Here is a 14,826-nt window from a genome sequence, read left to right as displayed (position 1 = left end):
AGCGGGGCTGCTACCGGCATGGCAAGCCACCCCGGATCAGGTGGCGAGCACGCGGGGTGAGGGGAATGTCACTTCCACCAGCGTGCCCTCGTTCGGGGCCGAGTGAATGGCAAAGGCGGCGCGGTTGGCATCCACCATCGCCTTGGTCAGCGGCAGGCCAAGGCCGGTGCCATCGCCGCGCTTGCGCGTGCCGCCCGCCACCTGCCGGAAGGGCTTCATCGCCAGTTCCAGTTCCGCCCGCGTCATGCCGATGCCGGTATCGCGGATGCGCAGCACCACGGCGCCATTGGCCTCGTAAGCGGTGGAGACCACGATCTGGCCGCCCGACGGCGTGAAGCGGATGGCATTCGAGAGAATGTTGAGGATGATCTGCTTGATCGAGCGCAGATCGGCCACCACCGGCGGCACTGACTGGGAGAGCGCGGTGCGGATGATCACCCGCTGGCCATTGGCCTGCGGCTGCACCAGGGAAACCGCTTCCGCCACCGTCTCGTTGAGGCCAACGGCCGAGAAATCGAGATCCATCTCGCCCGCCTCGATCTTGGAAATGTCGAGAAGGTCATTGACGATGTCGAGCACGTGGCGACCGGAGCGGCCAATGTCATTGGCATATTCCACATAGCGCGGATGGCCGAGGGGGCCGAGCCGTTCGGTCGCCATCATGTCGGCAAAGCCGATGATGGCGTTGAGCGGCGTGCGGATCTCGTGGCTCACATGGGCGAGGAAATCGCTCTTGTGTGCATTGGCGGTTTCCGCCGCCCGCTTGGCATTGCGCAACTCCTCTTCCGTGCGCTTCCACTGGGTGATGTCGCGGATCACGGCGCAATAGCCGTTGGACGAGGTGAGGTGGCCGATCGTCATGAACAGCGGCAGGAAGCCGCCGGAGGCTTCGCGGCCGATCACCTCGCGCCCGTCGTTCAGCAGGCTCGCGACGCCATGGCCTGCGAGACCGGCGAGGTAATCCATCACCGATTTCTGGCTCTCATGGGCAAACAGCATGACGAAAGGTTTGCCGGCCGTCTCGTCATTGTCGTAGTTGAAAAGCGCGCTCGCCGCCCGGTTCATCGAGCGGATCTCCCCCTCGCTGCCGATGATGACGACGCCATCGGTGGCGGTGTCGAGAATGGCGCGCAACTCGTCCACCTCGACGGCCATGCGGGATACGCGGTCGGCCTGCCGCGCCGGGTCTTCCGCCGGCGCCTTTTCGGCCGCGTCCTTCACCGGCATCAGGGCGAGGATCAGGACGGTTGCCTGTTCCCAGCGCACGGTCTGCAGGCGGGCGGTGACCGGCACGATGCTGTCATCGGCGCGCACCACGACCATGCCGCCGGCCTCGGAGGTCTTGTCCTCCAGATCCTGCCGCTGCAGCAGCGCATCGAGGCCGCCGACGGCTGCCAGCGCTTCGAGCGAATCGTAACCGGTCAGCCGCAGGAATTCCGGATTGGCATGGATCAGCCGGTCACCGGCATGCACCAGCAGCGCAACCGGCATCTGGTCGATAATGTCGGCGGACAGATCCGGGCGCTGGCGCGGCTTCATCACCTGCGCATAGGCTTCCGCCATCGAGATGCGGTCGTCTTCCGTCTCTTCCGGCTCGGGTACATCGGCATCGAACGTGGCGGCGTGCGGAGCGTCGTCGAGGCCCTCGTCGGCTTCTAAGGCAGCGGTCTCGAGAAGGGCCTGCGGCTCTTCCAAGGCAAGGGGCTCTGCCTCATCCTCGTCCCCGGACGGCGCGTCCTTCTCATCATCGGGGATCGCGCGAGAAAGGTCATCGTCTGCGGCGACGTCGGACGACGTGACGTCGGTCGGCTCCGCATCGACCAGCGTCGTGGCATCGTCGATGATCGGGGCAATCTCGTCTTCGCCGGCGGTCGACGCCATGTCGGCAGCGTGCTGCGCAACAAGCGTCTCCGTCTCGACCGCAGGGTCCTCGGCGACCGCTTCGGCGGGTTTCGAAACCGCGTCCGGTGCCCTAGTGCCGGTCTCTGCCGTTGTATCCTTCGGGGCATCTTCGGCCGGTGCGTCGGGACGGCGGAAGGCATCGAGGCGGCGGGCAATCTCGCGGAAGGCGGCCTGTTCGACGGGCGTCAGGCTGTCGCGACCGGAAGGACGGCGGTCTTCGATGCGCACCACTTTTTCCGGGCTGCCGGGCAGGGCGGGCTGTACGATGCGCAGAACCGGCTTTTCCGCGCCGGGGAAGGGATGCACGGAGGCGGAGGTTTCCTGCGCTGCCTGCGGCTGTTCCTGCGTCAGGTGTTCGCCCGTGTGTTCCGGTGATGGAGGCGCGTCTGTATCGACTGCGGCGGGTTCCGCGGCTGCCGGAGGCTGATCTTCTGTGTCTTCGAAGGTGATGGCCGTCTCGTCCTCGGTCCAGCCGTCTTCCACCCAGGCACGTTCGGGCTGGTCGGGATCAACGATCTCCTCGGCTGCCGCCTCGGCTTCTGCCGGGCCGGGCACCAGCGTAAGGCCGATCGCCAACGGATCTTCCTGCACATCGGCAATGCGAATGATGCCAAAGCCGCGAAACCCGTCGAAATCCCGGTTTCGGGTATAGGTGGGGAGCGCTGCGAGATCGATCGGCACGCAGAGACTGGTGCCCTCGACGGGCCAGTAGATCGTCTTGCCCGACCAGGTGTCACGCCGGGTCAGCAGTTCCGTGATCCTGCCTTCCGGATCGAGATTGAAGAGGGCCGCGACATCGGCAAAGCCGAGACCGATGATTTCTGCCGCATGCGGGCCGACAGCGGCCGCCAGTTCCGGGGATACTGCGCAGAAGCAGCCATCCGCATCGATCTTCCAGACGAAGCGGGTGGCGCGGGTATCGCGGCGGAATTCAAAGCCGGGCGCGGCGGGATGGTCGGTTGCGGGCGCAGCGGCAGCGGTTTCGGCTGCGATATCAGCCGGTGTCTCCTGCTTGGCGCGACCGCTCGACCCCATGCGGTCGGGCGCGACATCCACAACAGGGAGCTCGGACATATCGGCCTTCGCCGTCTCCGGCTGTTCCGCATGTACCGGTTCGGCCGGCTCGGTCACGATTTCGGTGTCTGCAGCGTCCTCTTCCTCCATCTCGACGATGCCGGAAACGGCGGTGAGAGCCTCGTCGAAATCCGGGGGTGCGGCCGGTGCGGCGGGCGCGGATGCTGCTGGTTGTCTTTCTTCGGTGGCAAGCGCCGGGTCGCGCTCCAGCGGATCGGCCTGTACCAGGAAGAGAAGGTGCAGCGCCGGCTCATCGGACAGGCGGGCGATGGCCGCGGGCAGATAGCCTTCGGCCGTCGGCACCGGGCGCTTGACCAGCCGGTCGCGATCGTTGGCGGCCAGCGTCACCAGCATGCGTGCGGTGTGCGGCGTCAGGTTCAGGCGCGAGAAATCGGCGGAGGAGGACATGACCTGGCCCTCGCCATCGAGCACTGCCACATGCATGCCCGGATCGTCGAAGCCGTCCATCATCTGCCGGGCGGCCTCTGTGGTCAGCGGCGGCTGTGCGGCGGCGGGCACGGCCAGAAGAACGGCCCTTTCCCCATCAGGCAGGGCGACCAGTTCGCACAGCGCCTGAACGGCCACGCGTTCGAAGCCGGCGGTGATGCGGATGATGAAGGTGCGGCTGTCGCCCACTGCCTGAAGCTGGCGCGCCGTGGTGCGCGCCTGGCGCAGGATGAGGTCGAGACGCGGCGGCCCCTGGTCGATCAGATCATAGATCGCCGTCTTGCCGAACAGGCGTGCACCGAGCCCGTTGGTCCACAACACCTCGCCGAGATCCTGCGAGAACAGAACAACTGCCTTGCCCGCCGCGAAATGATCCCGCACCCGCGGGTGCACGGCGATCTCGATGAAAGGATATTGCACAGCGGACATGGCAGGCCTTGCACTCGGTGCCGATCTCATTCCGGCACTAGATTAACACATTGTTAGTAACTTCCCAGCCCCGTCCGGTCCACATACCCGCGCGGGGAATCGCCGAACACGGTTAATCAGAAAATGTTTATGTTGCACCGCACAACGATATTGCAATGCAACAATCCATGCGCTATATACGTGTGCATGAGGCCGCCGCACCGGAGGCCAGGTTCGAACAAGGATCAATGAACATGGCTTACAAGACCGAAGACGTATTTTCCTTCGCCGCATTCGACCCGAGCCGTTTTGCGGAAGGTTTCCGCGATATCGCTGAAAAGGGTGCCGCCCAGTCCCGTGAAGCGTTCGGCAAGCTGAAGACGGCCGCTGAAGAAGCGACGAAAACCGTGGAATCCACGATGCAGACGGCTCAGGCCGGTTCGGTCGAACTCGGCCTGAAGGCCATCGACGCGCTGCGCACCAATGCCGATCTGTCGCTGTCCCACATGGAAGCCCTGCTCGGTGTGAAGTCCGTAGCTGAACTGGTCGAACTGCAGACCGGCTTCTTCCGCAAGCAGGCGGAACTGACTGTCGAGCAGGCCAAGGCCATGCAGGAAGCCGCCCGCAAGCTGGCGGAAGAGGTTTCCAAGCCCGGCAAGGAAGCTGCCGAAAAGGTCATGTCGCAGTTCAAGGCCGCCTGATCAGGCGCCTGTCGGCGGACAAACAAGAATGCAGCCGGGCCGCAGCGCCCGGCTTTTTCGTCTTCGCATTTTTTGCGGTGGCGCGGCAATTCGGGGCTTGCAAAACGCAGACAATGCTTTTATGTCACGCCCCAGACGCAGCCGGCCTTGCTGGCGGCGGTGTGCGGTTGTAGCTCAGTTGGTTAGAGCGCAGGTTTGTGGCACCTGAGGTCAGTGGTTCAACTCCACTCAACCGTACCACTTCTTCTCCCCATGATCCCTCGAAACCTTGCTTTTGTCATTGCGCAGCCTCTGCGTGTATGTGCTGTTTTGTTTTTCACTTGCGGCATGTCAAGGCGCAGGGTGCCCGCTCGCTTCTAGCCTGATCCCGCTGTTCTGCTCTGCAACCTGTGCGGTTCATCACCGTTGTCGGGCAGTGGCTGTTGCGCGGGCGTGTGGTCAGGGGACCGTTGCCGACAATGGGAAACGGGGCGACAAGGAGGGCCAGCCAGCATGATCGTGGATGACCAGCAGGAGATCCGGGCCTTCCTGTCCGAGGGCGGTCCGTTCGAGGGCGCCGAACCCGTCACGCTGATCGAGACGCATATCTCTCTGATCGCGCTGGCCGGCAAAAGCGCCTTCAAGCTCAAGCGGGCGGTGAAGCTGCCCTATCTCGACTTCTCCACCCCCGACTTTCGGCTTTTGGCCTGCGAGGCGGAGGTGGCGCTGAACAGTCTGACGGCGCCCGGCCTTTATCGTGGCGTGCATCGCGTCACCCGCGACGAGGCGGGCGCTCTGCGGCTTGGCGGGGAGGGGCGGCTCGTCGATGCGCTGATCGAGATGGCCCGCTTCGATCAGGACCGCCTGTTTGACCGCATGGCGGTGGCTGGGCGGCTGACGCCGGCGTTGATGACGCAGACGGCGCGGATGATTGCCCGCGTCCACCGCACGGCGCCCGTATCCGGCGACGTGGCCGGTACCCGGCGGATCGGCGATGTGCTGTCGATCAACGAGGCGGGCTTTGCCACCAGCCGGGTGTTTTCCGCCGATGAAGTCGAACGTCTCTCGGCCCGTTTCCGCTCTCATCTTCTGCGCCATGCCGACCGCCTCGACCGGCGGGCGGCGGCGGGCAAGGTGCGGCGTTGCCATGGCGATCTGCACCTGCGCAACATCTGCCTGCTCGAGGACGAGCCGCGGCTGTTCGATTGCATCGAATTCAATGCCGAACTGGCAACGACCGACGTTCTCTATGATCTCGCCTTCCTGCTGATGGATCTCTGGCATCGCGGTTTTGCCGATCTCGCCAACCTGACGATGAACCGCTATCTGGACGATGCGGAAGAGGATGACGGCGTCGTGCTTCTGCCCTTCCTGATGGCGATCCGTGCGGCGGTCAGGGCGCATGTCACGGCCACCCAGGTGGCGGAAAGCTGGGGGCCGTCCGAGGCGCTGGTGCGCGAGGCACGCTCCTATTTCGCATTGGCGGATGCCCTGCTGGCCACCGAGCCGCCGCGGCTGGTCGCGATCGGCGGCCTGAGCGGTTCCGGCAAGACGACGGTAGCGGACCGTCTGGCGCCGCGCCTTGGCGTGCCCCCCGGGGCCCGCCTTCTGGAAAGCGACCGCATCCGCAAATCCCTGTTCGATGTGCCGGCCGAAACCCGCCTGCCGCAGGCGGCCTATGCGCCGGACGTGTCGCAGGAGGTCTATCGCGAGATTGCGCTGCGGGCGGGCGTGCTGCTCTCGGCGGGCGCCTGCGTGGTTGCCGATGCCGTGTTCGACAAGCCGGAAAATCGTGCGCGCATGGCAGACGCCGCCCATGCCGCGCAGGCGCGCTTCACCGGCATCTGGCTGGCCGCGGATACGGCGACGCTGCACCGGCGGGTGCGCGAGCGGGCGCCCGGCCCCTCGGATGCCACCGTCGACGTGCTGGCCCGGCAACTGGACCGGCTGCCGCAGGTAACGGACTGGCGGCATCTGAAAGCCGATGAGCCGGTCGAGGTCCTTGTGGAGGCAGCGCTGAAGGGGTGAGCCTTCCGCCCGCACCATGCCCGGCCGTCTGCCTTCTCAGGTGAATATGGAGCGCGCCTCGCCGACCGCTTCCTGCAGGAAGGAGACGACCGCGCGGATGCGCATCAGGTCGCGCAGGCTCTCGTGATAGCTCGTCCAGTAGGCGCGGCGGATGGTGATGTCGGGCAGCACGCGGGCAAGTTCCGGCACGCGGCGGGCGATGTAATCATGCAGGATGCCGATGCCGGCGCCGGTGCGCACCGCTTCCGTCTGGCCGATGGCGCTGGAAATCTCGAAGCTCGCATCCCAGTCGCGCATCACCTCTCCGGTAAAGTTCAGCTGCGGCGAGAAGATCAGGTCCTCCACATAGCCGATGCGGGGATGCAGTCTCAGTTGCTCCAGCGTGGCTGGCTCGCCGTTGCGGGCAAGATAATCGCGCGAGGCATAGAGGCCGAGCGTGTAATCGGTGAGTTTCGAGCAGACGAGGCGCCCCTGCGCGGGCCGCTCCACGGTGATCGCGATATCGGCCTCGCGCTGCGAGAGCGAGAAGGCGCGCGGTACCGGCACCAGCTGGATGCGCAGGTTCGGATGCCGCTGCGTCAACTGGCCAAGCCGTGGCGCGAGGAACGACACGCCAAAACCGTCCGGCGCCCCGATCCGCACCGTGCCTTCGATTGGCGCGTTCACCTGGCCGGTACGTGCCTGCGCCGCCAGCATTTCCGCCTCGATGCGTTCTGCCGATTCCAGAAAGGCATGTCCCTCCGCCGTCAGCTCGCAGCCGTTCGGCTTGCGGATCAAGAGCCGGGTGCGCAAGCTATCTTCCAGCGCATTGATCCGCCGGCCAAGCGTCGCATGGTTCAAGCCCAGGCGCCGCGAAGCCGCCAGCAACTGTCCCTCGCGCGCGACGGCGAGGAAGATGCGCACATTGTCCCAGTCCATCCGCTATTCTCCGCCCTGTCCCTCTTGTCCTCTACCCCGTTTCCCGTCATGGCGGTTGTCATGCGACGACATGGGCATGGCGCTCCCTCCGGGACTTCCCTCGGCCGATGTCCCTGCGCCGGGAAACTCTACGACCGCAGGGCCTGACGGCAACATCAATCCGTCAATGGACATCAATTCATGCACAACGGATGCGTAAATCATCGCGTTGTCTTGTGCAAATTAAAGCGCATACTACGGCCACACAAAACCTGGAGGACACCCATGTACCAGATCGGTCATTTCATCGATGGCAAGCACGTGCCCGGCACGTCCGGCCGCAGCCAGTCCATCTTCAACCCGGCCACCGGCGAAGTGCAGGGCGAGGTTTCGCTGGCCAGCGCCGCCGAACTCAACGCTGCCGTCGAGAGCGCCAAGGCTGCCCAGCCGAAGTGGGCGGCCACCAACCCGCAGCGTCGCGCCCGCGTGTTCATCAAGTTCGTCGAGCTGCTTAACAAGAACATGGACGAACTGGCGCAGATCCTGTCGCGCGAGCATGGCAAGACCATCGAGGATGCCAAGGGCGACATCGTGCGCGGTCTCGAAGTCTGCGAATTCGTGATCGGCATCCCGCATCTGTCGAAGAGCGAGTTCACCGAAGGCGCCGGCCCGAACATCGACATGTATTCGATCCGCCAGCCGGTCGGCATCGGCGCGGGCATTACGCCCTTCAACTTCCCGGCGATGATCCCGATGTGGATGTTTGCGCCGGCGATCGCCTGCGGCAATGCCTTCATCCTGAAGCCGTCCGAGCGCGATCCGTCCGTTCCGATCCGTCTTGCCGAACTGATGATCGAGGCAGGCCTTCCGGCCGGCATCCTCAACGTCGTCAACGGCGACAAGTCGGCTGTCGACGGCCTGCTGACGCATCAGGATATCGGTGCGATCTCCTTCGTCGGCTCGACCCCGATCGCCCGCTACGTCTATGGCACGGCCGCCATGAACGGCAAGCGCGCCCAGTGCTTCGGTGGCGCCAAGAACCACATGATCATCATGCCGGATGCTGATCTCGACCAGGCCGCCAACGCGCTGATGGGCGCCGGCTACGGTTCGGCCGGCGAGCGCTGCATGGCGATCTCCGTTGCCGTCCCGGTCGGCGAGGAAACCGCCAACCGCCTGATCGAAAAGCTCACCCCGATGGTGGAAAGCCTGCGCATCGGCCCCTATACCGACGAGAAGGCCGATATGGGCCCTGTCGTCACCAAGGAAGCGCGCGATCGCATTCTCGGCCTGATTGACAGCGGCGTTGAAGCCGGGGCCAAGCTCGTGGTCGATGGCCGCGATTTCAAGCTGCAGGGCTACGAGAACGGCTATTTCGTCGGCGGCTGCCTGTTCGACAACGTGACGCCGGACATGGACATCTACAAGACGGAAATCTTCGGCCCCGTCCTCTCGGTCGTCCGCGCCAAAAACTACGAGGAAGCCCTCGCGCTGCCGATGAAGCACGAATATGGCAATGGCGTTGCGATCTACACCCGTGACGGCGATGCCGCCCGCGATTTCGCCAGCCGCATCAATATCGGCATGGTGGGCGTCAACGTTCCGATCCCGGTTCCGCTTGCCTATCACTCGTTCGGCGGCTGGAAGGCTTCGTCCTTCGGCGACCTCAACCAGCACGGCACGGATTCCATCAAGTTCTGGACCCGCACCAAGACGGTCACCTCGCGCTGGCCGTCCGGCATCAAGGACGGTGCCGAATTCGTCATGCCGACGATGAAGTAAGCACTGTTCTCTCGACACCTATGCGAAAGGCCGGGTCTTGCGCCCGGCCTTTCCGTTTTTATCTCATGCTGCTGACGCACTTGGCTTACTTCGAGGGGCCTTCATTGAAGCCGACCTTGTCCACCAGTTCGGAGGCGGTCTTGCGGTTCTTGGCGATGTCGATCAGCGGCAGCGTGTCCGGCTTGATCGGGCCGAAGGATTTGACAATCGCCGAGGGTTCGGCGCCTGGCATCACCGGATATTCGAAGACCTGTTCGGCATAGATCTTCTGTGCTTCGCCGGAAGCCAGGAATTCCATCAGCTTCAGCGCGTTCTCCTTGTTCGGCGCATTCCTGGCCAGCGCCATGCCGGAAATGTTGACATGCGTGCCGCGATCGGCAGCGTTCGGGAAGAGAACCTTGATGGACTTCGCCCATTCCTTCTCTTCCGGTGCCTGATCGTTGGTCATCATCAGGCCGACATAATAGGTGTTGCCAAGCGCGATGTCGCATTCACCGGCCATGATGGACTTGGCCTGGCTGCGGTCGTTGCCGTCGGGCTTGCGGGCCAGATTGTTCTTCAGGCCCGTCAGCCACTTTTCCGTATAGTCTGCGCCATGATGGGCGACCATCGAGGCAAACAGCGCGACATTATAGGCATGCTGGCCGTCACGGAGGCAGATCTTGCCCTTCCACTTCGGATCGGCCAGTTCCTCATAGGTGATGTCGTTCTGCGCGACGCGATCCTTGGAGGCATAGACCACGCGACCGCGGGTCGTGAGGCCGAACCAGTCGCCATCGGGATCGCGGTAGGAGGACGGAATGTCCTTGTTGATCGTCGCATTGCCGGTCACCGGCTGCACGACGCCGCCTTCCTTGGCCTCCATCAGGCGGGCAATATCCACCGTCAGGATGATATCGGCCGGTGAATTGGCGCCTTCGGCCTTGATTCGCTCCACCAGCCCCTTGTCGAGGAACAGCACGTTGGTGTCGATGCCCGTTTCCTTGGTGAAGGCGTCGAGAAGGGGCTGGATGAGTTCCGGCTGGCGATAGGAATAGATGTTCACTTCGCCGGCGGCATCAGCGCCGGAAACACCGGCCATCAACATTGTGAAAGCGGCAACAGAAGCGGCGAGATAGGGTTTCATCCATAAACCTCCCATTTTTCGGATTATCTTGAAATCCGAATTCATGATTTAATCTGCAGGGTCAATTCACAGGAATGTGAAAAGACGATAAGGTGAGAAAAATATGCATATTTGGAATTGTTCAAAAGTGGCAGAGGGCTTATATAACGCTTAGGCTTGAAGCAGGGAGAATGGCATGCGTTTGACGAAACAGACCAATTACGCGGTGCGCATGCTGATGTACTGCGCTGCCAATGATGGTCACCTCAGCCGGATCCCCGAGATTGCCAGGGCCTACGGCGTCTCCGAACTCTTCCTTTTCAAGATCCTGCAGCCGCTGACCAGGGCTGGACTGGTCGAAACCCTGCGCGGCCGCAATGGCGGCATCCGTCTGGGGCGAGCCGCCGACAAGATTACCCTGTTCGACGTCGTCAAGGTGACCGAAGACAGCTTTGCCATGGCGGAATGTTTCGAGGATGGCGCGGTGGAATGTCCCCTGGTGGATAGCTGTGGCCTCAACTCGGCTCTGCGCAAGGCTCTCGGCGCCTTTTTCGATGTGCTGGCGGAGTATACGATCGATGATCTCGTCAAGGCGCGGCCGCAGATCAACTTTCTGCTCGGCCTGGATGTGCCCGCCAAGCCGGTGGCCGCACCGGCAGCCTGAAGCGTATACCGGCCGCGCCTGCCTCCCGCAGGGGCGACATCGTAAGAATACCAGTCCGGTGCGCCGGATACCGTCGTCTCTAGGGAACTGCCGCGCCTGATAACGGCGCGGTTTTCTTGTCATTATTGCTTTTATTCAATGTATTTCAACGCGCTTATTCCCTTCGGCCAGACGCTTGCACTTGGATCGCTCGGCGCGGCGGTGATGAGCCTTCTGTCCGTGCCGGCGCCTTTCCTGATCGGTCCTGCCCTTTTCGTCACGTTTGGCAGTCTGGCCGGTCTCTCCGTCGCCGTCCCGCATCCGGTGCGCAATCTGTGTTTTCTCGTCGTTGGCCTGTCGATGGGCTCGAGTGTGACGCCGGAGGTTGTGCAGGCGGCGCGCGCCTGGCCCGTCAGCTTCGTGATGGTGCTGGTCACGTCCATCATCCTTCTGTGGTCCGCCTGGCTGATGCTGCAGCGCCTTTTCCGCTATGATCGGCTGACGGCGCTCCTGGCTGCGTGCCCGGGACATCTGAGCTATGTGCTCAGCCTTGCCGCGGAGACGCGCGGTGACCTCGCCAGCATCAGCATCATCCAGAGCGTACGGGTTCTGGCGCTCACGCTCTTCGTGCCGGTGATCGTGGAGTTTTCCGGTGCGACCGGTACCGGCACGGTGACGCTGCCCGAGGCGACCGGCCTTGTGCCGCTTGCTGCCATGGGCCTGCTGGCCGCAGCTCTCGGCATGCTGCTGCTGCGTCTCAAGGTGCCGGCCGCGCTCCTCGTCGGCGGCATGGGTGTCTCCATCCTCGCGCATCTCGGCGGTTTCGTGCATGGCAGCATTCCGCTCTGGCTGCAGGTCCCGGTCTATGTCGTGCTCGGCGGCATGATCGGCACCCGCTTCTCCGGCGTCAGACTGAAGGACCTGCGCAATGCCTTTGCCGCAGGTATTTCGGTGACAATACTTGTCGGGTTCATCTCGGCGGTCATTGCTGGCGGCATTTCCCGGCTTCTTGGCGTGCCGCTCGGGGCGGCCCTGATTGCCTTTGCTCCCGGCGGTCTTGAGACCATGGCCGCCATGGCCGTGATCATGCATGCGGATCCGGCCTATGTTGGTACGCACCACATTCTCAGATTGCTGTTTCTGTCGGTGCTGATGCCCTTCATTTTGTCCAAATTCAGATCACTATAAATTTTCACCCATGACAATGCAGGCGGATAAAGCCGATATCCTGGCCTAATTTTCGTTGAACTAATGTAGATCATGAAGTATTAAGAATTATGCCCGGAGTTGAGAAGGGCGCTAGACAGACTTGAAGACTGATGGATAACCTAGACTATGTACAAGTTCATCAGTGAAAAGTTGTAGTCGGATTGTTTGGCTCTCGAGGGGCCTCTCAACAGTCATACTTTTTACTAAAGGTGTGGCGATTAATCAGGATTTTGGGGTGCCGGGCGGGCGCTTCAAGATGCATGCGGCTTTGTGCCTTGTCGCATTTTGGTGCGATCTGGCGCGGAAACGGAAGCCTCCGGCGGGCGGGGAGGGGTCTTCGGACCCGATCTCCGCCGCGGAGAGCGGCCCACACCGGTGACGGTGCGGGAGATGCGGCCCCAGGGTCGAGGGAGATGGCGGGACGGCGCGGGGCTGTCCGGTCTTGCGAGGAGAGGTTCCGTGTGGTTTTCCACCGGAACCCTGAACAGAAGCGGGCGCCAGAGGCGCCGAGTGGCCCGGGGAAGGGACACGCATCAGAAGGGGGAATACGATGGATGGTTTGAGGTTCGAAATGCCAGATGCCAACAAGGTTGCCACCCGGCCGGTGCTGCGGCGCATTCCCAAACAGGAGCGCAGTCGCGAGCGTATCGATGAAATTCTGAAGGTGGCGATGGATCTCATCGGCCAGAAGGGCATCGATGCCGTGACGATGAAGGAAATTGCGGCTCTGTCCGGCGGTCCGATTGCCTCGGTCTACCAGTATTTCCCGAACAAGTCGGCCATCATCGCCATGCTCTATGAGCGGTATGTGGCCAATATCACGCAATTCATGCAGGCGGGGCTGGCCGATATCCGGGTCGCTGATGACCTCTACCGCGCCACCGATGCGCTGATCGATCTCTATTGCCTCTACGTCCACAGCAATCCGCAGATCCAGGATCTGGTGAATGCCATCCAGGCGGACAAGATGCTGGCCGACATGGACCTCACCGAAACCCGGCGGCTGGCCGGCATGTTTGCCATGGCCACCGAACAGTTCATCGATGAGAGCCTGCACGAGCAGTATTACCGCACCACCTTCATGATGTGCCATCTGACGGTGAGCATCGTGCGATTGACGCTGAAGACGCCGGCAGACGAGGCCAAGCATATCCTCGAGGACTTCAAGCGATCCACGCGTGACCAGGTGCGGGTGTTCCTGGAAGCAAGCCAGCGGCCGGCGCACTGATGGACGGCAATGTCAGGGCTCGATGAAACATCGCCCGCCCGAACGGACAACGGAAATACAGAATACAGAATGATGCAGCTTGACGGTCGCCGCGGCGGACGACCGTCAAGGTGAGCGCGACCGGCTACAACCCCAGCCGGTCGCGCAAACCGTACCACCAGGCTCCGAGCACGGTCAGCGGCACCCGGAAGGTCTTGCCGCCCGGGAAGGGCAGGTTCGGCAACGAACTCCACACGTCGAAGCGCTCCGCATGGCCGGCCACCGCTTCGCCGAGGATCTTTCCCAGAAGATGCGTCGTCGTCACGCCATGGCCACTGTCGCCATGCGAGAAATAGACGTTCGGGCCAAGGCGCCCCATATGCGGGATGCGCGTCAGCGTCAGGGCAAAATTGCCGCTCCACGCAAAATCGATCTTCACGCCGGCCAGCGCCGGAAACGTCTTCACCATGTTCGGGCGGATCACCGCCACGATGTCCTTCGGGTCGCGCCCGCCATAGCCGATGCCGCCGCCATAGAGGATGCGGTTGTCGGCGGTCCGGCGGTAGTAATCGAGAATGTAATTGGCATCCTCCACGCAGTAATTGGCCGGCAGCAGCGCTTCGGCCAGATCCGCCGGCAGAGGCTCCGTCGTCAGCACCTGGCTGGAGACGGGCATCATGCGTCCGCTGATCGCCGGAAACTGCGGGGCCAGATAGGCATTGCCGCAGATCAGCACGTAACGTGCCCGGACGGCGCCCTTTTGCGTGCGCACGGTCTGCGTCGCCCCTTCCTCCAGCGCGGTGGCGCGCGAGCCTTCGAAAATCCGGCCGCCCAGGCCTTCCACGGCCGCAGCCTCGCCCAGCACCAGATTGAGCGGATGGATATGGCCGCCCAGTCGGTCGATCATGCCACCGGCATAGCGATCGGTGCGGACATAGGTTCCCACCTCCGTGCGCGTGACCATCTCCAGGCCGGGATGGCCGTGTTTTTCCCAATCCCGCTTGTGGGCTTCCATGTCACGCATCTGCTTGTCGGTGAAGGCGGCGAAGAAACCGCCGTCGACAAGATCGCAGGCAATGCCGTAACGGCCGACCCGCTCGCGGATGATGGCGGCGCCTTCCAGCGACATGCGCCCGAGGGCTGCGGCCTTCTCGGTGCCGTAGCGGCCGGCGATGGTGGCGAGGTCGCGGCTGTAGCCATTGACGATCTGGCCGCCATTGCGGCCGGAGGCGCCGAAACCGATGCGCTCCGCCTCCAGCACCACCACCGAATAGCCGCGCTCGCACAGGTCCAGGGCCGCGGAAATCCCGGTGAAGCCGGCGCCGATGATGCAGATATCGGCCTCCACCTCGCCCTCCAGCACAGGGCGGATGCGCGTGTCATTGGCGGAGGCGGCATACCAGGAGGCGGTGTGGCCGGGATTGGCGCTCTGCATGGGGTTCGT

The 14,826-nt window shown here is 63.3% G+C and carries 10 protein-coding genes and 1 tRNA gene; 7 read left to right on the top strand and 4 right to left on the bottom strand.

Annotated features, from left to right (window positions below; genetic code table 11):
* Positions 1-36: 36 nt before the first annotated feature.
* A complete protein-coding gene (locus FNA46_RS17295) occupies positions 37-3,852 on the bottom strand; it encodes an ATP-binding protein (protein ID WP_143126462.1) in 3,816 nt (1,271 codons plus the stop codon).
* A gap of 233 nt (positions 3,853-4,085) precedes the next feature.
* Between FNA46_RS17295 and FNA46_RS17290 the strand changes: the two genes are divergently transcribed.
* The 3 genes from FNA46_RS17290 (at position 4,086) to FNA46_RS17280 (ending at position 6,539) form a co-directional block, all read left to right on the top strand.
* Complete coding sequence (locus FNA46_RS17290) at positions 4,086-4,532, top strand: phasin (protein WP_143126461.1); 447 nt, start codon at positions 4,086-4,088, stop codon at positions 4,530-4,532.
* A gap of 163 nt (positions 4,533-4,695) precedes the next feature.
* Positions 4,696-4,772, top strand: a tRNA-His gene (locus FNA46_RS17285).
* A 252-nt stretch (positions 4,773-5,024) separates the two neighbouring features.
* Complete coding sequence (locus FNA46_RS17280; RefSeq protein WP_143126460.1) at positions 5,025-6,539, top strand: bifunctional aminoglycoside phosphotransferase/ATP-binding protein; 1,515 nt, start codon at positions 5,025-5,027, stop codon at positions 6,537-6,539.
* Positions 6,540-6,575: 36 nt separating this feature from the next.
* Here FNA46_RS17280 and FNA46_RS17275 read toward each other — a convergent pair whose 3' ends face one another.
* Positions 6,576-7,457, bottom strand: coding sequence for a LysR family transcriptional regulator (locus tag FNA46_RS17275; RefSeq protein ID WP_143126459.1), 882 nt, complete (start codon positions 7,455-7,457; stop codon positions 6,576-6,578).
* 264 nt (positions 7,458-7,721) lie between these two features.
* Between FNA46_RS17275 and FNA46_RS17270 the strand changes: the two genes are divergently transcribed.
* Positions 7,722-9,218, top strand: a complete 1,497-nt coding sequence (locus FNA46_RS17270) for a CoA-acylating methylmalonate-semialdehyde dehydrogenase (RefSeq protein WP_143126458.1) — start codon at positions 7,722-7,724, stop codon at positions 9,216-9,218.
* Between the two features lie 85 nt (positions 9,219-9,303).
* Here FNA46_RS17270 and FNA46_RS17265 read toward each other — a convergent pair whose 3' ends face one another.
* Positions 9,304-10,305, bottom strand: coding sequence for a Fe(3+) ABC transporter substrate-binding protein (locus tag FNA46_RS17265; protein ID WP_246103160.1), 1,002 nt, complete (start codon positions 10,303-10,305; stop codon positions 9,304-9,306).
* A gap of 214 nt (positions 10,306-10,519) precedes the next feature.
* On the opposite strand from FNA46_RS17265, the gene rirA reads away from it, so the two are divergent.
* The 3 genes from rirA to FNA46_RS17250 all read left to right on the top strand — a co-directional run bounded on the left by rirA (position 10,520) and on the right by FNA46_RS17250 (position 13,403).
* The gene (gene rirA / locus FNA46_RS17260; RefSeq protein ID WP_143126456.1) at positions 10,520-10,987 is read left to right on the top strand and encodes an iron-responsive transcriptional regulator RirA; all 468 of its coding nucleotides are present in this window, start codon (positions 10,520-10,522) and stop codon (positions 10,985-10,987) included.
* 138 nt (positions 10,988-11,125) lie between these two features.
* On the top strand, positions 11,126-12,154 hold the full coding sequence (locus FNA46_RS17255; protein ID WP_143126455.1) for an AbrB family transcriptional regulator: 1,029 nt from the start codon (positions 11,126-11,128) through the stop codon (positions 12,152-12,154).
* Between the two features lie 592 nt (positions 12,155-12,746).
* Positions 12,747-13,403 (top strand): TetR/AcrR family transcriptional regulator, encoded by a 657-nt coding sequence (locus FNA46_RS17250; RefSeq protein ID WP_143126454.1) that lies wholly within the window; start codon positions 12,747-12,749, stop codon positions 13,401-13,403.
* Between the two features lie 124 nt (positions 13,404-13,527).
* On the opposite strand, the gene FNA46_RS17245 is transcribed toward FNA46_RS17250, so the two are convergent.
* Positions 13,528-14,817 (bottom strand): NAD(P)/FAD-dependent oxidoreductase, encoded by a 1,290-nt coding sequence (locus tag FNA46_RS17245; RefSeq protein WP_143126453.1) that lies wholly within the window; start codon positions 14,815-14,817, stop codon positions 13,528-13,530.
* Positions 14,818-14,826 lie beyond the last annotated feature (9 nt).

The sequence above is a fragment of the Affinirhizobium straminoryzae genome (assembly GCF_007004135.1).
Classification (GTDB): Bacteria; Pseudomonadota; Alphaproteobacteria; order Rhizobiales; family Rhizobiaceae; genus Neorhizobium; species Neorhizobium straminoryzae.
Note: the sequence above shows the minus strand (reverse complement) of the source record. Positions and strands in the feature narration are given on the sequence as shown.